The organism is Gordonia zhaorongruii (assembly GCF_007559005.1).
In the GTDB taxonomy this organism is placed as follows: Bacteria; Actinomycetota; Actinomycetes; order Mycobacteriales; family Mycobacteriaceae; genus Gordonia; species Gordonia zhaorongruii.
In genome coordinates this window covers 277,691-297,614 of the sequence record NZ_CP041763.1, presented here as the reverse complement: position 1 = coordinate 297,614, position 19,924 = coordinate 277,691, and the positions used below count along the sequence as shown (strand labels likewise).

Below are 19,924 nucleotides of genomic sequence, written 5' to 3'. Positions count from 1 at the left end.
CCGGTCGGCCCTCACCGGTCGGCGCCGTACAGTCGCGCGAATTCGCCGCCCGCCGAGATCAGTTCGGCCGCAGTGCCACGCTCGACGATCCGCCCCTCGCCGAGAACGGCGATGTCGTCGACGGCAGCGAGCGTCGACATCCGGTGCGTGATGACGAGCGTCGTCGTATGAGTTCGCAGAGCCTCGAGTCCACGTTGGATGAGCAGTTCCGTGCGGGGGTCGGCAGCGCTGGTGGCCTCGTCGAGGATCAGCACTCCCGGCCGCGCGGCCAATGCGCGTGCAACGGTGAGCAACTGCTTCTCTCCGGCACTCAGCTGTTCGGAGTCTCCCGACACCGCGGTGTCCTCACCACTGGCGAGAGTCGCCGTGATCTCGTCGATGACCGCCGACCGCTCGGTCCGCCCGTCGGGTGACCCGAACGCGATGTTCTCGCCGGCGGTTCCGGTGAACAGCCGAGGTTCCTGGGTGACGACCGCCAGCTGCGAACGCACGAAAGTCCTGCTGCACTCGGCGATGTCGTAACCGTCGAGAGTGATCCGGCCGGCCGTCGGATCGGCGAACCGTTGCAGCAACGAGGTCAAGGTGGTCTTGCCGGAGCCGGTGGCTCCGACAAGTGCGGTCGCCGTCCCAGGTTCCAGCTGCAGATCGACGTCGGCGAGGACTCCGGGGCCGCCCCCGTACGCGAATCGCACTCCCTCGAAGCTGATTGCCGGCGGAGCCGTGTGCCTGCCGCGCGAACCCGTCGGCGGGTCGTCGACGGCCGGCTGCGATTCGTCGTTCTGCGCGAGGAACGCCTTCACGCGGCCGTACGAAACCATTCCGGACTGCAGCCGGGGAAGGATTCCGGCCAGCTCGCTCAAGGGTGCGGTCATCTGCCGCGCGTAGATGACCACCGCCTGCAGCGCGCCGAGCGTGATGGCCCCGTCGAGCATTCGCATCGCGCCGACTACCGCCAACGCGACGAACACCAGGACATTGAGACCGCTCAGCACCGGGCCGAGCGCGCCGCTCCACGTCTGCCCGGTGCGGGTCGCGTTCGCGATCCGGGTGTTGAGCCGATCGAACTCGGCGGTCGGTTCCCGGTGCGCGTCGTAGGAGCTCAGCATCTCCCGCGCGCTGTACACGTCCTCGACGTGTACGGCGAGCTCCGCGGTGGTCTGCCACTGCAGATCTATGTGCGGACGCGCCCTCCGCATCAACACCAGCGCAGCGACAACCGTCACCGGTACCGCGACGAACACGATCACCGCTAACAGAGGCGCGATGACGAGCAATACCACCGCCACCCCCACGACGGTCATCACGATGACCGGAAGCTGCACGAACAACGGCCCGATCAGGGTGCCCAGATTCGCGACGTCAACCGTCACCGCGTTGAGAGTCGCACCGCGACGTCCGCCTTCGAAAGCGGAGACTGGAAGTCGGTGCAGTTTGCGGTCCATCTCCGAGCGCGTCCGGCGGTTCGATTCGGCGACTGCCCGGCTGAGCAGGATCGATCCGATGGCCCGAGCGCCTGTCATCACCACGATCACGGCGACGGCGAATGCCGTCTCCCGCCATAGTCGAGGCCAGTCCATCCCAGCTCCGGGGACGGCACCGCTGGTCTCGGCGACGTTGGCCAGGTCGCCGCGCCCGGCCTCCCTCAGTCCGTCGACCGCATCAGCGAGCGACTGCCCGGCAGGCAGTCGTCCTCCGATGACACCCGCGAACACCGTGTTGGTCATCAGCGCCATGATCAATGGCAGGACGATGGCGAACACGACGGACACCAGCGACAGCACCAGCGCTGCGACGATCCGCCGGTCGGAGGCGATGTCGCGACGCACCAGACGCGCCGCACGCAGTAGCTTCATCATCGGTCCCGCACTCCAGCCGACTGAGCGTCCACGAACTCCCGGTACGCCTCGCTACTGGCCTGCAGGGTGAGATGGTCGCCGACGGCGGTGATGCGGCCGTGCTCGAGGACTGCGATCCGATCGGCGTCGCGGGTCAGATTCACTCGTTGCGTCGCCAGCAGAACTGTCGCGTCGGGAAGCACGGTCCGGATGCCCGCCAGTACCGCGCTCGCCGTCTCGCCGTCCATCGCAGAGAACGCGTCGTCGAGACAGAGCACCGCAGGGCGACGGAGCAGTGCGCGCGCCAACGCGAGTCGCTGTCGCTGACCGCCGGAGAAGTTGGCGCCACCTTGGTCGACGGCCGCGTCCAGTCCCCCGCGATCGCGCACCGTGTCGGCGATGAGGGTGGCGTGCATGGCACGCCAGAGGGAGTCGTCGTCGGCGTCGGCATCCGCCAGCCGCAGGTTCGCGCCCACGGTGCCCGCGATCAGCGACTGTCGCTGACCGACGTGGACGATCTGCCTGCGGAGATCCTCGAGCGGCCATTCGGTGACTCGCTTCCCGGCCACCGCCACCGCGCCGACAGTCGGGTCGATGAGTCGCGGAACAAGACTCAGCATCGTCGACTTGCCGCTCGACGTGCCGCCGATGACCACTGTCGTGCCGCCCGGCACGCACTCCAGAGACAGTCCCCGCAACGTCTCGTCGTCGGCGGTCGGATACCGGAGATGCACGACACGGAATCCCAGCCGCATCGGCCGTTCGGCGACATCACCGGGCGACGCGTCGTCCATCGTCGGCACGTCGTCCGCGTCGAGCACCTCGGCGATACGCCGCAGGCTGGCCTGCGCACGAGGGATCACCGCGATCGTCGCCACCAGCATCGTCGTCCCGGCCACGATCTGGTTGAGATAGCCCGTGTACGCGGTGAGACCACCGATCGTGAACCGTCCGGATTCGATGAGACCCGCGGCGGCCACGACCGTGGCCACCGAGGCCAGGTTGGCCACCAGCAGCACGGCCGGTGTCAGCAGCCCCTGCAACGAGCCGATCCGCCTCGCAAGGATGCTCATCTCGGTGTTCGATTCGGCGAACCAGCCGCCGACGGTCGACTCTCGTCGGAAGGCCCGCACGATGCGCACTCCCGCCGAATGCTCGCGCAGCACCCGGTTGAGCGCATCGGTGGTCTGCTGCATGCGCATCGCCAACGGAATGGTGCGGACCACGAACAGCCCCACCCCGATACCGAGCACCACCACGACCACGACGATGACCAGAGACAGGGTCACCGACTCCCGAAGCGCCAGAATGATCGCGCCGATCATCACGATCGGGGCGGCGATCGCAGCCGTCAACGTGACGAACACCGACTGCGCGACAACGGCGATGTCCGGCGAGGTCCGGGTCAGCATCGACCCCGTACCGATGCGCTGGAACTCAGCTTCCGTCATCTGCCCGGCACGTCGGTACACCCGACGCCGAATCTCGGCGGCAGCCTCCGCCGACACCCTCGAACCGAGTGCAACCGTTGCGAACGATGCGACAGATCCGACGACCGCGACCACGAGCATCCACACACCGAGGCCGAGTATGTAGCCGAAATCTCCGGCCACCACACCGTTGTCGATGAGGTGCGCATTGAACAGCGGCTGCGCCAGCCCGGCGCCGAGCGCCAGCACCTGTGCGACCGCCACGGACGCGATCGCCGCACCGCGCCCGGCGAGTGCGATCCGCAGGACCCCGGTCGGCCGCGTACCGGGTCGACCGCGCCGCGCGCTACGGTGCCGCGTCACCTATTGAGGGCGCGGGCAATCTGCCGCCAGGACTTGTGCAGCTGGTCCTCCCAGTAGCCCCACGAATGCGTTCCGGTACCCGGGCGGTCCACCGTGGCAGGAATGCCCTTGCGCGCCAGGCTCGACGCGAGCTGCTCGGTGCAGAACCGGTTGGTCGCCTCGATTCCGCCTCCGACGACGATCTGATCGGCAAGGGTCGCCGGATCCGGTACTTCCGCCGGATTGTCGTGCTTACCGGGCAAGCCACTGGCCGAACTCAGGTACAGGGAGACACCGCGCAGCTTCCCTGCATTTAGGACGGGATCGTTGGCTCGCCACATCGGTCCACCGGGCTCACCCCACATGTTGGTGATGTCCCCACCACCGCGACCCTCCACCACGATCTGGGTGAACAGCGTTCCGTGAGTGGACGACATGCTCGCGCAGCCGCTGTACGAACCGACGGCGCGGTAGAGGCCTTGATGGTGGATCGCCAAGTTCAGCACCGACGTCGCCGACGAGGAGATCCCGGCGATCGCGTTGGCTCCCGTCGTGTTGTACTCCGCGTCGATCACCGGAGGAAGCTCCTCACCGAGGAACGTCTCCCATTTGTTGACGCCGAGTTCGGGATCGGACTTGATCCAGTCCGTGTAGTACGAGAACGCCCCCTCCATCGGAATCACCACATACGCGTGCTTGTTCGCGACGAACTCGGCGATATCGGTCTTGCCCTGCCACGTGGCACCGTCCTCTCCGCCGCCCGCACCGTTGAGAAGGTAGAGCACGGGCGCCGGTTTGGACCGATTCTCAGGTGCGAAGACGGTGAGGGGGATGTCCCGGTTCATCGACGCTGAATGCACCGTGATGTCGAGTTCCTGACTCGACACCTCGGTCGACGACACCACGCCACCCGGCGCAGCGTGAGCAACAGGAGCCATGGGGGCGGCGAACAGTGCAGCAACCGCCGCGACGATCACGGCGAGCCGGACTGTACGAGTGAGCTTCACGAAAGGGTCTCCTGGTTTGAGTGGTCGGTTCGACGGTCGACGTCGGTCATCGAGCGGCTGTTTCTGCGTGGGCACGCCGTTCGGGCGGCACCGGTTTAAGCGTGGGCGGCCGGTCGGAGACGACTCCGTACATGGCGGTTCCATGCCATTCGACGGAGCCGAACTCGGTAGCGCTCCAGCCGTCCTGGAACCACCACCGCAACGGCGCTGAGCCGGTCCACGCGTAGAAGGGGCGATTACTCCGGATGCAGAATTCCTGCACCTCTCGCATCATGTCGAGAGTGACGCTTGCGCGGCGGAATTCGGGCAGCACCGCAACGAGCATGCAATTGACCGCGTCTTCCGCAGGAGCGACCAATACATCGCTGGTCCAGAGCTCGAGCAGGCGCTCACGTAGTCCTGGGGTGTCGATCGCAACCTGAACGTCGGCGGGGGTCAGCGGAGGTTCGCCGCCCGGAGCGAGATCGACGTCGTGGGCCTGCCAAAGGAGAACCCCTATGAGGCGATCATCTGCCACCGCACCGACCACGCATCCGACGTGCAACAACGGACGAATGAGAATCTCGGATAACCACTCGCGTTTGCTCTGATCGTCTACGTGCTCACCGAGAAGCCAACGGTACAGCGGGATCTCAGCCACGCAGTCCGCAAGGATCTCCGTCGCTTGCACCAGACGGGTGTCGTCAAGGGTGATGATGTCTGCCATCGGGCCGCAATCGTGTCGGGAGTGTCTGACTGGACGAGCAACGGGCCGCCTCGCACCGTTAAGCGCAAGGCGGCCCAGCGAAGTCCGGCTCTACGTTGCCGGCGCTTCGCTGCTGCCCTCACTGGAAGCACCACCCAGGGCGTCGATGATCGGGGTCAGGAAGTCGATCTGCAGGACGACGGGGCCATCAGCCATTTTTCTACTTCTTTCACTTGCGGGAAACGTCAGCTCTTGGCGAACTGCACGCGATGTCCACTTTGACCCTGGCGAGTACTTCAGTCGACTGAAGTAAAAGACCGTTATGTAAATGTGATCTGTGCCTCATATTGTCTCGATTGTGGCTTGAGTCATACGTTTGTAGGACAATTTCCAGAGTCTTCGAAATCGCATCTACCAGTAAGGATGCCCGCGTACTCCCTGCATAGAGGCAAATCCTCAGACCCGGACCCGCTGCGCAAGCGACCGAAGTCCCGGTTGACATAACTTCCAGAATCTCCCCGAAGAACTCGCCCGACCAGTCCATCGCCCGATCGCCCGGAAACGACTGAAGGACAGCGTCGAACACGTCGAACACACTCGACCTCGCTGGCAGGTTGACACTCATCGGAAGACTCTGGCCATTCCCCACCGCAGTGTCGTTCGGCGCCAATCAGATCGTTCCGGACCTCGGGGCCGACCGAGCGATTCGCGACGCGCCAGTCAGGACGGTTTCCCCGACGCCGGCCCGCTCCGGACCCAGCCGGTCACACCACGGCGCTTCGGGACGAACTGGCTACCAGCCTCAACGGATCTCCGCAGCAACTTCAAAGGTTAACGATGTAACAATCCCCGACTCTGCGGCGATGGGCGGTAATCAGTACGGTATCCCTCATGGCGGACATCAAGATCATCGGAGGACACGGCAAGATCGCCCTCCTCCTCGCACCCCTGCTGAACGAACGCGGCGACTCGGTCACCTCGATCATCCGTAACCCGGAGCACGCCGACGATGTCCGTGCCTCCGGCGCGGAACCACTGGTTCTCGATGTCGAGAACGCCGACCGCGGGGAGATCAGCCAGGCGATCGAGGGCGCTGACGCCGTGGTGTTCACCGCGGGTGCCGGCGGCGGAAACCCCGACCGCACCTACGCCGTCGATCGGGACGCGGCGATCCGTGCCATGGAGGCCGCGGCCGAGGCAGGCGTGAACAGGTTCGTGCTCGTCTCGTATCTCGGTGCCGGACCCGATCACGGTGTCAGCGAAGACAGCGCCTTCTACCCGTACGCGGAGGCGAAGGCAGCTGCCGACGTCGCTCTGCGCGAATCCAAGCTGGACTGGACCATTCTCATGCCAGGTGCGCTGACCCTCGACGATCCGTCGGGGACGATCGATCCGGCCGCCATCCGCACCGAGAAGAACGCCGGCACCGCGCGGGCCAACGTGGCACAGGTCGCCGCAGCGGCACTGGCCAATCCGGCGTCCATCCGCCAGAACATCGCTTTCACCGACGGCTCGGTACCGATCGACGTGGCGCTCAACGCACTCTGACCCCAGCGGTCGGACACCACAACGCGAATACAGGAGGCACGATGCAGGTCAACGTCGTCTGGACGATCAACGCGAAGAGCCTGTCGATAGATAAGGCCGTGGCTAACCTGCACGAGTTGCGCGAGGAGGGATTCCGGCGTGTCTGGTCCACTCAGATGCCCAGCGAACCCGACCTGCTGACCTGCATCGCACTCGCCGGCCGCGAAGTGCCCGACATCGAGTTCGGCACCAGCGTTCTGCCGATTCAGGCACAGCACCCGATGAAGCTCGCCCAGCAGTCGCTCACGGTCAACCAGATCATCGGCGGCCGGTTGAACCTCGGTCTCGGACTCACCCACCGGGTGGTCACCGAGGGCATGTGGGGCATCTCGTACGCCAAGCCGGTGCAGCGCACCGAGCAATATCTGGACGGACTGCTCCCGCTCCTCAGCGGCGAGAAGGCCGATGCTGCCGGCGACATCGTCACCACCCGCGGCGCGATGACCCTGCAGGGCGTCGCTGCGCCCCCTGTGTACTTCGCAGCGCTCGGCCCCAAGATGCTCGAGCTGGCCGGCCGTCGCACGTCGGGCACCGTCACCTGGATGACCGGACCGAAAACCCTTCGGGACCATGTGATCCCGACTCTGAAACAGTCGGCGGCCGACGCCGGCCGGCCCGATGGATCCGTCCGCACGGTCGCGATGCTGCCGGTCAGTGTCACCGACGACGCCGACGGAGCCCGGGCCTCGGCGGCCAAGCAGTTCGCCATGTACGACGGCCTGCCATCCTACAAATCGATGCTCGATCGCGAGGGCTTCGCCGGACCGGCCGACGCCGCCATCATCGGCGATGAGTCGACCGTCGCCGAGCGCATTCGGGAACTCGAGTCGTTCGGCGTCGACGAGTACGTCGGGATCCTGTTCGACCGCGATCCCGAGGTACGGGCCCGCACTCGCGCGCTACTGCGGTCCATCGACGAGTAGGCGAGGAACAGCACCAGCGTGCTGTCCCTTCATGATTCGGTGGCGGGCACCACGAACGGCGCGATGCTGGCGAGCTTCTCGCACGTCTCCGTGAACTCCCGGTCCGGCTGCGACCCGGCTACGATTCCGGCGCCGGCTCGCAGCCACGCGCGACCGTCCTCGGCGAACACCGAGCGCAGCGCGAGGGCCGCTTCCAGATCACCTGCGGACGACGCCGCGACCACGGCGCCGGAATACGGACCGCGCCGTTCGGGTTCGAGTCGGTAGATCGCCTCGAGCGCGGGCGTTTTCGGGGTTCCGGTCGCGGTGATCGAGGGGAAGAGAGCCTCCAGAGCACGCCACGGGGTGAGGCCCGGCGCCAGCCGACCGCGCACCGTCGCCCCGAGATGCTGAACGCTGCCGCGCTCCCGCACGTCCAGAAAGCTGGCGACATGAGCGGTACCCGGTTCCACGACGGAGTCGACCTCGTCGAGACAGGCACGTACCGATAGCGCATGCTCGGCCAGTTCCTTCTCATCGGAGAGCAGTTCCGTGCGGGCCGCCGCATCCACGTCAGCCGCACCCGTGAGCGCGCGGGTTCCGGCGAGCGGCTCGGCGGTGACGATTCCGTCCTGGTCGACGGCGCCCACGAGCTCGGGACTGAACCCGGCAGCCTCCACACCACCGAGCCGCAGCAGGAACGATCGGGCAGGCGTGTTCGCATCGCGGCCTCGCACGTACGTCGCCGGGATGTCGACGTCGTAGCCGGCCGCAACCCGGCGGGACAGGATCACTTTCTGATACGCGCCGCTGTTGATCTCGGCGATCGCCTGTGCCACGCGCTCGGAGTAACCGTCTCCGTCCACCGCGACGTCGATCGGCCGCGCAGGCGCCGGATCGTCTGCCCGCGAGGCGATCTCCTGCAGCCGCGTGAGAATCTCCTCATCGGCACCGTCAGCGTCGATCCCATCATCGTTCACTCGGACGATCAGACCGGGCACGATGAAGTGCGCCAGCACCACGTCGTGCGGGACGTGATCGAGCAGCCCGCGGTATGCGGCGCAGTAGTCGAAGCCGACCCAGCCGTACAGCTGCCAGGTCCGGTCGGGCAACGCTGCGAGCGCAGCTTCCAGCCCGGCCGACGGGTCGTCGGTCCACGGGAAGTCAATCACCTCGGAGCCGACATCGAGACTCACCCGGCCACGCGTGAGGATGATGTGCGCTACGGGACGGGCAGCGAAGATCCAGGTACCGGAGCGTTCGTAGACCACGTGATCGCCGAATTCGCCGGACGCCGCCCACGCAGCACATCTCCGTGCCGCATCTGCCGCAGTCAGCGGCTCGTCCAGCAGCGGAAGTGCCGTCATCTCGAGTGATCCTGTCTCGCCACGCCGGCGGCAGCGCCGCTCGACTCATCTGAACTAGTCCTTACCACTCGAGATAGGTTAGGCTCCCCTAGCCACTAAAGGAAAGGCGGCCCTCGATGACGCAGACCACAGCCCAGTCCGATCTCGCCGACGGATTCGCGCCGCACCGCACCGATCCGGCCGCCGACTACGACGACGCAGGCCTGTACCGCGGGCGCCCACTGTGGTCCGATCTGGTCGATGCCGCCGCCATGCGGCCCGACTCTCCGGCCGTCACCGATGCCGCCGACGATCGAACCCTCACCTACTCCGGGCTCCTGTCCGCCGCTGACCGTCGTGCCGCCGGCTTTCAGGCGGCCGGGCTCCGCGCGGGTGATCGCGCCGTGGTGCAGATGAACAACTCCGCCGAGTTCGCAGTCACGTTCTTCGGGTTGCTGCGTGCAGGCGTCGTGCCGGTCATGACGCTGCCTGCTCACCGCATCAGCGAGATCGCCCACCTGGCGCACACGTCCGGCGCCGTCGCCTACCTGACCGAGGACGGAACGCACGGCTACGACTTCCGCGAGCTCGCCATCGAACTCGTCGACCGAGTTCCCGGCGTGCGCCATGTGTTCACCGCCGGCGATCCGGGACGTTTCACCGCACTGCCGGACGCACCGCACACCGATTTCGAACCTCCGACGGTTTCGACCGACCTGCCCGCCTTGTTGCTGGTCAGCGGCGGCACCACCGGGCTGCCGAAGCTGATCGCCCGCACCCATGACGACTACGAGTTCAACGCCCGCCGGTCCGCCGAGATCGCCGGTCTCACAGCGGACGACGTCTACCTGGCGGCACTTCCTGCCGCACACAACTTCCCGCTCAGTTGCCCGGGCGCACTCGGCATGATCGGTGTCGGCGGACACAGCGTGTTCACTGCGGACCCCAGCCCGGACAACGCGTTCGCGATCGTCGAGAAGTACCGCGTGAGCGTCGTGGCACTTGTGCCCGCACTCGCCCAGCTGTGGGGCGCAGCCACCGAGTGGGAGGAGGCGGACACGTCGTCGCTCCGATTGCTGCAGGTCGGCGGATCCAAGCTCGCGGAAAGCGACGCCGTCGACCTCGATGCCGCATTCGGCCCCGTAGTGCAGCAGGTGTTCGGCATGGCGGAGGGCCTCATCTGCTACTCCCGGCTCGACGACGCGCGCTCGCTCGTCCACGTCAGCCAGGGGTCCCCGATGTCGGAGTTCGACGAAGTCCGCATCGTCGACGAGGACGGCACCGAGGTCGCAGACGGCGACGAGGGCGAGCTCCTGACCCGTGGGCCGTACACGATTCGCGGCTACTACCGCGCACCCGAGCACAACGAGCGGTCGTTCACCGACGACGGCTTCTACCGGTCGGGCGACCTGGTTCGCCGACTCGGATCGGGGCACCTGGCGGTGACCGGCCGGATCAAGGACACCATCGTGCGCGCAGGCGAGAACGTCGCGGCCGACGACGTCGAGGAGAACCTCCTCGCCCACCCGTCCGTCCGGCAAGCCGCAGTCGTCGGCGAGCCCGATGACGTTGTCGGCGAACGAATCCGGGCGGTTGTCATCGTCGGCCGTGGCGTGAGCGACGTGACCCTGCCAGAGCTCCGCGAGTTCCTGACATCGCGCGGCCTTGCCTCGTTCAAGCTGCCCGACCGGCTGAGTGTCGTCGAGGCCCTGCCGGTGACCGCCGTCGGCAAGATCGACAAGAAGGCCGTCCGCGCATCACTCTCCTAGGTGGTCGATCCCGCAATCCACTTCCCCCGACCGTTGAGCCTCGCCCGAGGCATCGGTCGAGGCCGAGTGCCGAGACCTTCGGGACCGGCCACGCCGTAGGCTCGCAATGAAGTTCTCACGCGACGAAGGAGGCGGACAATGCCGGATGTGCTGATCGGAGTCGAGGATCTAGTCGAGGCGATGCTGTCGAACAGGCCGCCCGCCGTTCTCGATGTACGTTGGCGCCTCGGCGAGGACGACGGCGAGCAGCGATACCGAGCCGGGCACCTACCGGGCGCCGTCTACGTCGATCTCGAGTCCGAACTGGCCGCACCCGCCGATCCGGCGCACGGCAGGCACCCCCTCCCCGACGTCGCGGATCTCCAGGCGGCCGCACGCAGCTGGGGCGTGGACTTCGGTGCCCCGGTCGTGGTCTACGACGACAACGGCGGCCAATCAGCGGCCCGCCTGTGGTGGCTGCTCCGCTGGGGCGGCGTCAGCGAAGTGAGGATCCTCGACGGCGGCTACCGCGCATGGCAGGACGCCGGCATGCGGGAGTCGAAAGGCGACGCGACACCGCGCACCGGCAGCGTGACACTAACCGGAGACAGCATGCCGACCGCGACCATCGACGAGGCCGCGAACACCGATGCACTCCTACTCGACGCCCGATCCGCCGAGCGGTACCGCGGAGACGTGGAGCCCGTGGATCCACGCCCCGGCCACATCCCCGGCGCGATCAGCGCGCCGACTGCCGACAATCTCGATTCCGACGAGCACTTCCTCGACAACGACACACTGCGAACACGCTTCGCCGGGCTGGGTGTCGACGGATCACGCGATGTGATCGTCTACTGCGGGTCGGGAGTCACTGCGGCACACCAGATCGCGGCGCTCAACCAGGTCGGGATCGACGCGACGCTGTATCCCGGCTCGTACTCGCAGTGGTCGTCAGACGCGAGCCGGGAGGTACAGACCGGTTAGCGCTCCCCTCGCTCAGCGTCGCCCTCTCTCAGCGGTCCCGTTCCAGCAGGAAGAAGTACGGTCGCGGCGAGTTCCGCAGATCCATCGCTCCGAGAAGTGTGTCCTCGTCGAAGAGCCGGAAGTGGTCGATGACGGCGAGCTGGTCGTAGACCATCGCGGTGCTGACCTTTCCGCGGTACTCCACCTGCCGTAGGCGGGCACGGTGCCGCCTGGTCTTCACTGCTTTGAACGCAGTTGCGACGCCGGGGATCTGCGGCCTCGGCATGCGCGTGCCGAGCCGGTTGAGCAGATCGATCGGCACGGCGCCCGGGTTAACCGGATAGAGGTCGCCCGGCTCGCCGAAGATCAGCGGATGAACGTGATCGGCGTCGTCGAAGCGTTTGCCGTACCAACCGGATACCGCGAGCAGTCCGTCCATCGGATGCCCTGTGGGGACCTCCGACCCGTGCCACTGACCGAGAATCTCTTCGACGCCGACGGGCGCGAGCGAGTCGTACAGGGCTGCAGCAGCATCGCTGGGCAGTCCGGCTTTCAGAGCGGCGACGGTCGTGGTCATCCGGACACCGCCGAGGTCGGTTCCAACTCAGACAGATGAGACACCGGACATCCTCCGGGAAAGGTCCCGAGCGACTCGATCTCGTAACCGTCGGGGTAGGACTTCATCCGTGAGGTGTCCCCGAACCCCTGCGGCTTGCGACGCGGCGGGAGAAGGCGGACAACGGCGGCCCGAGCACGCATCGCACGCCGGCTCGCGGCCACCACGAACCGAGACGGCTTTCGGTACCCGAACGCGTCGAGCAGCGGATCGTCCATCAGCGCCTTCGAGAACTCGCGGACCGCGGGACGGGCCGGCTTCGGGTAAAAGGTGGTCAGCAGGTTCAACGTCAGATCGGCGACGCGACGCCCGCCCTCGTCATACGCGAAGTGCTCGCCTTCGTACTCGTCCATCAGCACCGCGAACGCGTCATACGACTCGGGGATGTTCTTGATGTTCATGTGGCGCCCGAGTTCGCGGTAGTAGTTGGTCGAAGCGACCACTTCGTCGTAGGTGAGCTTGCGCCATCCGTAGTCATCCAACCACCGCTTGGGGACGACGACGAACGTCGAGAGCACGTACAGCATGTCGTCGTTGGAGATGTCGTACGCCCGGTGCATCTGGTTGATCCGACGGACCGCCGACCTCCCGGCACTCGACGAGATCCCCTCGCGCAGCGGCACTTCGAGTAGCAGACCGGTGTCGTCGTAGCGCTTCTGCGTATCGGCGAAGCCTCGTGATTCGTCGAGCAGGCGTCCCACACTGGGTACCGCGTACGTGCGGAACAGCGCGAAGCTGAGCGACTGAGTGAAGTCCCACGGGAAGTCGAGCAATGCGACGTTCCGGTAGATCTCCCGAAAGTCGCGATGCGGATCGAGCCCCGCGTTCCGGTCCGGGTTCAGCATGCGAGTCCTCCTCGATGATGATGTGGATCACATCCACTGTCACCATAAGTCGACTTATGGAGAAAGGCAAGAGTCGGCGCTACCCTCATGCAACAATCCGGGGATGGACAGGGACGCCGAACCGAGCAGGTTGCGCAGACGATTCCTCCAGGCGGGCATGACCGTTCTCGCACGTGAGGGATACGCGGGGTTCAAGCAGTCGGCCGTCTGCACCGAAGCGGGGGTGACCACCGGCTCCTTCTACCATTCGTTCCGCAGTTGGAAGACCTTCGAATCGGCGCTGATCGCCCACTGGCGGCTCGAAGCCACCGACCGCCTCGTGGAAGGCGCCCGGCAGGTGACCGATCCGAGAGACCGGATCGAAGCACTGATCGATATCGCACTGAACCTGCCGCACGACACCGAGCGCGCCATCCGCAGCTGGGCGAGCACCGACCCCGTCGTGCATGATGCCCTCGCGGAAGTGGAGTCCGCACGCCGTACCGCGATCCGCGACATGGGCGTCGAGCTGTTCGGCGCCGACCTCGCCGAGAATCTCGCCGCCACCTCCATGTTGATACTCACCGGCTTCGAGAACTCGTCGCACCCGTCGATCGACGAGCTCGAGTGGGCGATACGCACCACCGCACTCGCCGCCTTCCAGCTGGCGGGCATCGACCCGGACGAGACTCAGGTGTCCGAGTAATCCGCCACCTGACCACGCTTGGGCGCCCGGTACATCGACCAGCCCATCCGGGGCAGCAGGCGCAGCGGCAGCCGGGCAGGCCAATCGTCCGGCCGCAGCAGAGCCTCCGTTCCGCCGTCCACGGTGACGACCGTGCCGACCATGAAATCGGCGGCCGGCGACAGCATCGTCATCACCCACTCGGCCAGTTGTTCAGGCGTCCCGTACTCCCGAATCGGGACCGGGAACGATTTCACCTGACTCGCAGTGGAACTCTTCAGCTGACCGGCGAGCAACGGCGTCATCACCGGGCCCGGAGCGATCACATTCATCCGGATACCCTCCCCCGCCCACTCCGGGGTCACACAGATCCGGCGCACCCACCGCGCCACGGCGATCTTCGAGGCGGCATACGATGCCGGTCCCGACAGAGATCCGCGCCGTTTCAGTATCCGGGTCGCGCCTTCCGCGTCGCCGTCGACGAGACGTTTGATCGCCATGCGCGGCACGAACGGCGTCGACGTCGTCGAGTTGGATCCGAACACCACCACCTTCGCCTTCGCTGCGGCCGCCAGCTTGGGACGAAGCGCTTCGAGCAGGTCGGTCACGCCCAGCACGTTGACCTCGACGAGCATCCGCTCACGTCCGCGCTTCGGCCCCATCCCGGCGGCCATGACTGCGCCGTCGAGCGGACCGTCGACCTTCTCCAGAAGGAGGCCGATAGCGGCCGATCGCCCTTCGGACGTCGAGAGGTCCGCATCGACCTCCGCACCGGCGAGGTCCACGCCGACCACCGTGTGCCCGTCGGCTCTCAGCCGCAGCGTCACCGCCTGTCCCATTCCCGACGCCGATCCGGTCACCACGTACACACCCATGAGACTTACTAGAACATGTTTCACTTGTGGTGTACACGGCCTACTCGCTTCAGTGGTTCGGCGCGCAGAATTCCCCGCACGGAGGCGGTAACCGCCTGACGCGGTTTCAGACGCTGAGCGGGGAAACTCAGGCGCCCGCGACCTCCAACCCGTACAGCCGCTGCGCATTGCGCGCGAACAGATTCGCGAGCAGATGGTCGCCACGCTCCCCGACCACGTCGAGGAGCGCACCGATCACCGTGTCGATGGATGCGTTCGGCCGATCGATCGGCATGTCCGACCCGAAGATCACCCGCTCCGGCCCGAACTGGTCCACCACGTGCAGCACCAGCGGACCGATCATGTCGGCGAGGATGTCACGGCCACCGATGTTGTCCGACGTCTCACGGCCGTACCCGAGCAGCCCGATCGCCAGACCGGAGATCTTGACCGAGATGTTCGGACGCGCAGCCAGCATCGACATCCGCTCCCGCCACAGGTTGAGGATCTCGGCGCGCGCAGCAGCGGTTCGTCCGGTCTGGCCGCCGACCGGACCGAAGACTCCGACGGGAAGACCGAGATGCTCGACGACGATCGTCGTCTCCGGAAACCGCCGTGCCAGCAGATCCAGTTCGCCGAGTTGGTGGGAGTAGGAGAGCGAGTGAAACACCAGTTCGTGCTCCACGATCGACTCGAATCCCCGCAGGAAATCGGCCGAGCTCAAGATGCCGGACGGGCGCCGCCACGTCGACACCTGGGAATCGAAGTGCCGCGCCCACTTGAATCGGACGCCGCGCACCAGCTCGGTGTAGCGAAGCTGATCGGCCAGCCCCGCACCGAACTCGGGGTCGCTCGGATCGCCGGTCACCACCAACCCGCCCAACGCAGGCAGCCCACTGTGGCCGAACGGCAGACCCGCTACGTAACGCGTCTCCGCGAACGACGAGGACACGGCGCTCGGTCCGGCAGCCGACCAGTGCGACTCCATATTGACGACGGTGTCGATCCCCACGCCGCAGACACTGCTGACGTTCTCCGCCTCGGCTGCGTACTGCCGCGGTTCGTACGCGGACGCCGTGATGCTCGGATCGATCATCATCCGGAGTTCGGCACGCTGGGAGATCATTCCCGACAACCACAGCGCCGGCCGCGGAAACCGGTTGACGAGCGGCATCGTCGCAACACGTGCGAACCTCGACAGCGCCCACGTGGACTGCATCGGGTCGTAGAAATGCACGTGCGCGTCGACGATCCCGGGGATCACTCCGCTCAACGTCACCACTGACTCAGAGTGCCACATCTGCACATCCCGAGGAGCCATGCTGCGGCACTCTCCGATACGGGAATTTCGTCTGTACGACGTTGGGCCGCGTCGATGACGTTCACCGGCCGGAAGTCGTCAGCGAATCGGGTTCTTGTATTGATCGAGGTACGTGATCTGCTCTACCGGCGGACGCTGGGCAGAGCGGAACGAGGTTCCCGTCGTGTATGCGACCGGGATCAGACCGGCCTGCGTCATGTGCGATGGGATGCCGAGCAGTTCGGCTGCCTCAGCCTCCGCGTTGAGGTGGAGGGTTGTGAAGCAACTGCCGAGCCCACGGCTGCGCAACGCGAGCTGCAAGCTCCACGTGGCGGGCAGGATCGATCCCATCAAACCAGCAGCGGCAGCCGTGTTCGGCGCATCGCTCAACTGGTCGAGACGGCCGACGATCATCGGGATGACGATCACCGGGACCTCTCCGAGATGATCGGCGAGGTAGTGGGCCGACGTCGCCACCCGGCCCGACTGCGATCCGGTCTCAGCGTTCGCGACGCCCGCCGCGAGGTACTCGCCGCCTGCCTTGCGATAGATCTCGGCAAGACGCTCCTTGGTGGCGGAGTCGCGAACCACCAACCACCGCCAGCCCTGATTGTTCGATCCGGTCGGCGCCTGCACTGCGAGCTGCAGGCATTCGAGCAGGACGTCGTCGGGGACGTCGCGTGTCAGGTCGAGCCGTTTGCGCACCGACCGGGTCGTCGACAGCAGCGCGTCGGCCTGTGTCCGGTTGAAGTCGTCGGAGTCGAAGCGGTCTACAGAGGTCATCTTCTGATGATATCGGCGCGGGCAACACCTGAGACGGGACCGGGATCGCCCGATCGGCGTCGTCGCTGGACCAGATAGCCGCGTCGGCTCACGCCCGAGTGCCCTGCTGCCGCTACTCTCGGAAACAAGAGATCCCTTCCCCCGAATCACAGGAGGCTTACGTCGGTGACGCACTCACAGCAACCCGTGTTGACAGTGCTCCGCGAGAAGATCGCCGCCGACCCCGACGGGTTCGCAGTGAGCCTGTTCAACCGACTCTTCGGGACGACCCCCGCGCTGCGAGACCTGTTCCCGGTCGAGATGCGAGGCCTCCGGCACACGTTCGTGCAGGTTCTCGACCACGTACTCGAAGGCATCGGCGCAGAGGACGGCCACGAGGAACTCATCGAGTTCCTCGCCCAGTTGGGCCGCGACCATCGCAAGTACGGCGTGCAGAGCGACCACTACTGGCTCATGTACGACGCGCTGATGACGGAGTTCGCCCGCATGCTCGGTGAGCGTTGGACCGTGCAGTCGCACGAGACGGTCTCGCACGCGATGATGCTGATGACCGGCGTCATGCGCGGCGCGGCCGACAGCGCGGACGGCCCCGCCGTATGGCACGCCCGCGTGGTCCAGAAGTTCACCATCAACCGGGAACGGGCAGTCGTGCGCGTGGTGGCCGACGGTACCGCCGCACGTTTCACCGCCGGGCAGTATCTGGAGGTGCAGATCCCCCAGTGGCCGCAGCACTGGCGGAACCTGTCACCGGCCACCCCGCCGAACGCACAGGGCGAGATCGAATTCCACGTGCACGCGCTACCGGGCGGTCAGATCAGCGGGTCGATCGTTCGCGAGACCCAACCCGGTGACGTGTGGACATTCGGCCAGCAGCACGGCCTGATGCAGGTGGTACCGGGAAAACCGGTGCTGATGGTCGCGGGCGGCTCAGGGCTCTCCCCGCTGCGCGCCATCCTGCTCGACATGGCGCAGCGCACCGACTGCCCACCGACCCACCTGTTCTACGGAACCCGGCACCCCGGCGAGCTCTACGAGTTGGGCGTCCTCCAGCAACTGGCCCGCACCAATCCGTGGCTGCGCGTGACCGGGGTCGCCGAGACCACCGAGGACCCCTGGTGGATTCAGGGCTCGGCAGACCCGCACCAATGGGGTCTGGAGATCCGGCACGGAAGGGTCGGCGACGTCGCCGCCGCGTATCAGGACTGGTCCGATCGCCAGGTTCTGCTGTCCGGTCCGCCCTCGATGGTCTTCCACACGCAGTGGGAACTCCGCAAGGCCGGAGTCGATGCCGAGAACATCTCGCACGATCCGTTGAACTGAGGTGTCACCGGCGCCGGCGAGCCGGTGACGACCCGTGGCCGCCGATCAGCGCTTGCGCTTGCGCGGCTGCCAGACGACGAGCGCACTCGAGCGGGGCACCGGCACCAGCTCGGCGCCCGGCCGGCCGTGGCGGTGCACCTCTTCCAGGTCACGCGTGAGTTCGGTGACACGAGCGCGCAGCGCATCCACCTGGTCGGTGAGTTCGATGATCCGTTTCACGCCCGCCAAATTCACGCCCTCGTCCTGCGAGAGGCGCTGCACTTCGCGGAGCAGCTCCACGTCACGCGACGAGTAGCGCCGACCGCCGCCACTCGTGCGCTGCGGCGTGACCAGGCCGAGACGGTCGTACGTGCGCAGCGTCTGCGCATGCATGCCCGCGAGTTCAGCGGCCACCGAGATCAGGAAGGTGGCCGTGTCACCTGTGTCGTCGCGCCGCTTCTCCGTAGCCATCGCTCATCACCGTGCCCATCCATCACGCGGGTCGAACCCGCTGGATCGTTCAGCCGCTGCATACGATCTCATCGCGTCCAGGGCTGCGTCGTCCAGCTTCGCGGGCACGGCGACCTTGACGGTCACCAGCAGATCGCCCGCACCGCCGGAGCGCTTCGGGACGCCTCGCCCCTTGAGTCGCAAGGTGCGTCCGTCCGACGTCCCCGCCGGAATCTTGACGCCGACGGAGCTGTCCAGGGTCGGGACCGACACCGTCGCGCCGAGTACCAGTTCGGCGATGCTGACCGGCAGCTCCACCTTGAGATCGTTGCCGATCCGCGTGAACACCCTGTCGGCATTGACGTGCACCGTCACGTACAGGTCACCCGACGGTGCTCCGCGACGACCGGCCTCCCCCTGGCCTGCCAGCCGTATCCGCTGCCCGTCTTCGACGCCCTGCGGAACGCGGACGTTGATGGTGCGCGGACGCACCGTGATCCCCGAACCCGAGCAGTCCGAGCACGGGTCGTCGATCTTGGTGCCGGTGCCCTGACAGTCCGAGCAGGGCTCGGAGAATCCGAAGTGCCCCTGGTTGCGGCTGACGAACCCGGAGCCCCGGCATGTCGAGCAGGTCCGCGGACTCGTGCCGGGCTTCGCGCCGCTGCCGTGACACGTGGTGCACGGCGACGGGCTGGTGACCCGCAACTGGACGGTCGTGCCCTTCACCGCATCGCGGAACGCGAGCGTCGTCTCCGTTTCCAGATCGTTGCCGCGGCGCTGGCGCGGACTCGATGCGGCGCCGCCCCGGCTGCGACCTCCGCCGCCGAATAGGCCGCCGAAGATGTCGCCGACGTCGGCACCGCCGTCGCCGAACAGGTCGCCGATGTCGAATCCGCCCGCGCCTGGGGCACCACCGAATCCACCGGGGCTCCCGCCACCGGAGAACCCGCCGCCACCGGGCGCGCCACCACGGAACCGGCCGCTGGCCATGAGCTTGCGCATCTCGTCGTACTCTTTGCGCTTCGCATCGTCTGCGAGCACGCTGTGGGCTTCCGACACTCGCTTGAAGCGCTCCTCGGCCGCCGTATCGCCAGGATTGGCGTCGGGGTGCAGCTCGCGGGCGAGCTTCCGGTAGGCCTTCTTGATCTGATCCGCGGTGGCGTCGGAAGAAACGCCGAGGTCTGCGTAGAAATCGCGATCCACCCATTCACGCTGGGGAGCCATCAGACGTCACCTCCTGAAAAAGTCTGTTGTCGTAGCAATCATCG

At 66.5% G+C, this 19,924-nt stretch carries 18 protein-coding genes; 6 read left to right on the top strand and 12 right to left on the bottom strand.

Annotation, left to right across the window (positions count from 1 at the left end; all coding sequences use genetic code 11):
* Positions 1-11 precede the first annotated feature (11 nt).
* Genes FO044_RS01350 through FO044_RS01335 form a run of 4 tightly spaced genes read right to left on the bottom strand, consistent with a single transcriptional unit; the run spans position 12 to position 5,320 of the window.
* Positions 12-1,856: an ABC transporter ATP-binding protein gene (locus FO044_RS01350; protein ID WP_235831396.1), complete on the bottom strand. Its 1,845-nt coding sequence runs from the start codon at positions 1,854-1,856 to the stop codon at positions 12-14.
* Complete coding sequence (locus FO044_RS01345) at positions 1,853-3,628, bottom strand: ABC transporter ATP-binding protein (protein ID WP_235831395.1); 1,776 nt, start codon at positions 3,626-3,628, stop codon at positions 1,853-1,855. The genes FO044_RS01350 and FO044_RS01345 overlap by 4 nt, the downstream gene beginning before the upstream one ends.
* Entirely contained in the window at positions 3,625-4,614 is a 990-nt protein-coding gene (locus FO044_RS01340) for an alpha/beta hydrolase (protein WP_412917604.1), read from the bottom strand. The genes FO044_RS01345 and FO044_RS01340 overlap by 4 nt, the downstream gene beginning before the upstream one ends.
* 46 nt (positions 4,615-4,660) lie before the next feature.
* Positions 4,661-5,320, bottom strand: coding sequence for a hypothetical protein (locus tag FO044_RS01335; protein ID WP_132992887.1), 660 nt, complete (start codon positions 5,318-5,320; stop codon positions 4,661-4,663).
* 870 nt (positions 5,321-6,190) lie between these two features.
* Between FO044_RS01335 and FO044_RS01330 the strand changes: the two genes are divergently transcribed.
* Both FO044_RS01330 and FO044_RS01325 read left to right on the top strand, forming a co-directional pair.
* Positions 6,191-6,847 carry an NAD(P)H-binding protein gene (locus tag FO044_RS01330; protein ID WP_132992886.1) on the top strand — a complete coding sequence of 219 codons (657 nt, stop codon included), beginning with the start codon at positions 6,191-6,193 and terminating at the stop codon, positions 6,845-6,847.
* A gap of 41 nt (positions 6,848-6,888) precedes the next feature.
* Positions 6,889-7,809: a TIGR03564 family F420-dependent LLM class oxidoreductase gene (locus tag FO044_RS01325; protein ID WP_132992885.1), complete on the top strand. Its 921-nt coding sequence runs from the start codon at positions 6,889-6,891 to the stop codon at positions 7,807-7,809.
* A 29-nt stretch (positions 7,810-7,838) separates the two neighbouring features.
* On the opposite strand, the gene FO044_RS01320 is transcribed toward FO044_RS01325, so the two are convergent.
* Positions 7,839-9,155 carry a salicylate synthase gene (locus FO044_RS01320; protein WP_132992884.1) on the bottom strand — a complete coding sequence of 439 codons (1,317 nt, stop codon included), beginning with the start codon at positions 9,153-9,155 and terminating at the stop codon, positions 7,839-7,841.
* Between the two features lie 116 nt (positions 9,156-9,271).
* Between FO044_RS01320 and FO044_RS01315 the strand changes: the two genes are divergently transcribed.
* Entirely contained in the window at positions 9,272-10,903 is a 1,632-nt protein-coding gene (locus FO044_RS01315) for a (2,3-dihydroxybenzoyl)adenylate synthase (protein ID WP_132992883.1), read from the top strand.
* 138 nt (positions 10,904-11,041) lie between these two features.
* Complete coding sequence (locus FO044_RS01310) at positions 11,042-11,866, top strand: sulfurtransferase (protein ID WP_132992882.1); 825 nt, start codon at positions 11,042-11,044, stop codon at positions 11,864-11,866.
* Positions 11,867-11,894: 28 nt separating this feature from the next.
* Here FO044_RS01310 and FO044_RS01305 read toward each other — a convergent pair whose 3' ends face one another.
* Positions 11,895-12,422 carry a DUF4334 domain-containing protein gene (locus FO044_RS01305; protein WP_132992881.1) on the bottom strand — a complete coding sequence of 176 codons (528 nt, stop codon included), beginning with the start codon at positions 12,420-12,422 and terminating at the stop codon, positions 11,895-11,897.
* Positions 12,419-13,306, bottom strand: coding sequence for an oxygenase MpaB family protein (locus FO044_RS01300; RefSeq protein ID WP_132992880.1), 888 nt, complete (start codon positions 13,304-13,306; stop codon positions 12,419-12,421). Before FO044_RS01300 ends, FO044_RS01305 begins: the two co-directional genes overlap by 4 nt.
* Positions 13,307-13,409: 103 nt before the next feature.
* On the opposite strand from FO044_RS01300, the gene FO044_RS01295 reads away from it, so the two are divergent.
* Positions 13,410-13,991 (top strand): TetR/AcrR family transcriptional regulator, encoded by a 582-nt coding sequence (locus FO044_RS01295; RefSeq protein WP_132992879.1) that lies wholly within the window; start codon positions 13,410-13,412, stop codon positions 13,989-13,991.
* Here FO044_RS01295 and FO044_RS01290 read toward each other — a convergent pair.
* From FO044_RS01290 to FO044_RS01280, 3 genes are all read right to left on the bottom strand, one after another.
* Positions 13,976-14,845 carry an SDR family oxidoreductase gene (locus tag FO044_RS01290; protein ID WP_132992878.1) on the bottom strand — a complete coding sequence of 290 codons (870 nt, stop codon included), beginning with the start codon at positions 14,843-14,845 and terminating at the stop codon, positions 13,976-13,978. The two genes, FO044_RS01295 and FO044_RS01290, sit on opposite strands and share 16 nt — an antisense overlap.
* A gap of 127 nt (positions 14,846-14,972) precedes the next feature.
* Positions 14,973-16,106 carry an amidohydrolase family protein gene (locus tag FO044_RS01285; protein ID WP_132992877.1) on the bottom strand — a complete coding sequence of 378 codons (1,134 nt, stop codon included), beginning with the start codon at positions 16,104-16,106 and terminating at the stop codon, positions 14,973-14,975.
* Positions 16,107-16,223: 117 nt separating this feature from the next.
* Positions 16,224-16,907: a nitroreductase family protein gene (locus FO044_RS01280; protein ID WP_132992876.1), complete on the bottom strand. Its 684-nt coding sequence runs from the start codon at positions 16,905-16,907 to the stop codon at positions 16,224-16,226.
* A gap of 165 nt (positions 16,908-17,072) precedes the next feature.
* Between FO044_RS01280 and FO044_RS01275 the strand changes: the two genes are divergently transcribed.
* Positions 17,073-18,227, top strand: a complete 1,155-nt coding sequence (locus tag FO044_RS01275) for an FAD-binding oxidoreductase (protein WP_132992875.1) — start codon at positions 17,073-17,075, stop codon at positions 18,225-18,227.
* 45 nt (positions 18,228-18,272) lie between these two features.
* On the opposite strand, the gene FO044_RS01270 is transcribed toward FO044_RS01275, so the two are convergent.
* Together FO044_RS01270 and dnaJ are read right to left on the bottom strand one after the other, a co-directional pair.
* On the bottom strand, positions 18,273-18,677 hold the full coding sequence (locus tag FO044_RS01270) for a heat shock protein transcriptional repressor HspR (RefSeq protein ID WP_132992874.1): 405 nt from the start codon (positions 18,675-18,677) through the stop codon (positions 18,273-18,275).
* 6 nt (positions 18,678-18,683) lie between these two features.
* Positions 18,684-19,880: a molecular chaperone DnaJ gene (gene dnaJ / locus FO044_RS01265; RefSeq protein WP_132992873.1), complete on the bottom strand. Its 1,197-nt coding sequence runs from the start codon at positions 19,878-19,880 to the stop codon at positions 18,684-18,686.
* Positions 19,881-19,924: the final 44 nt, after the last annotated feature.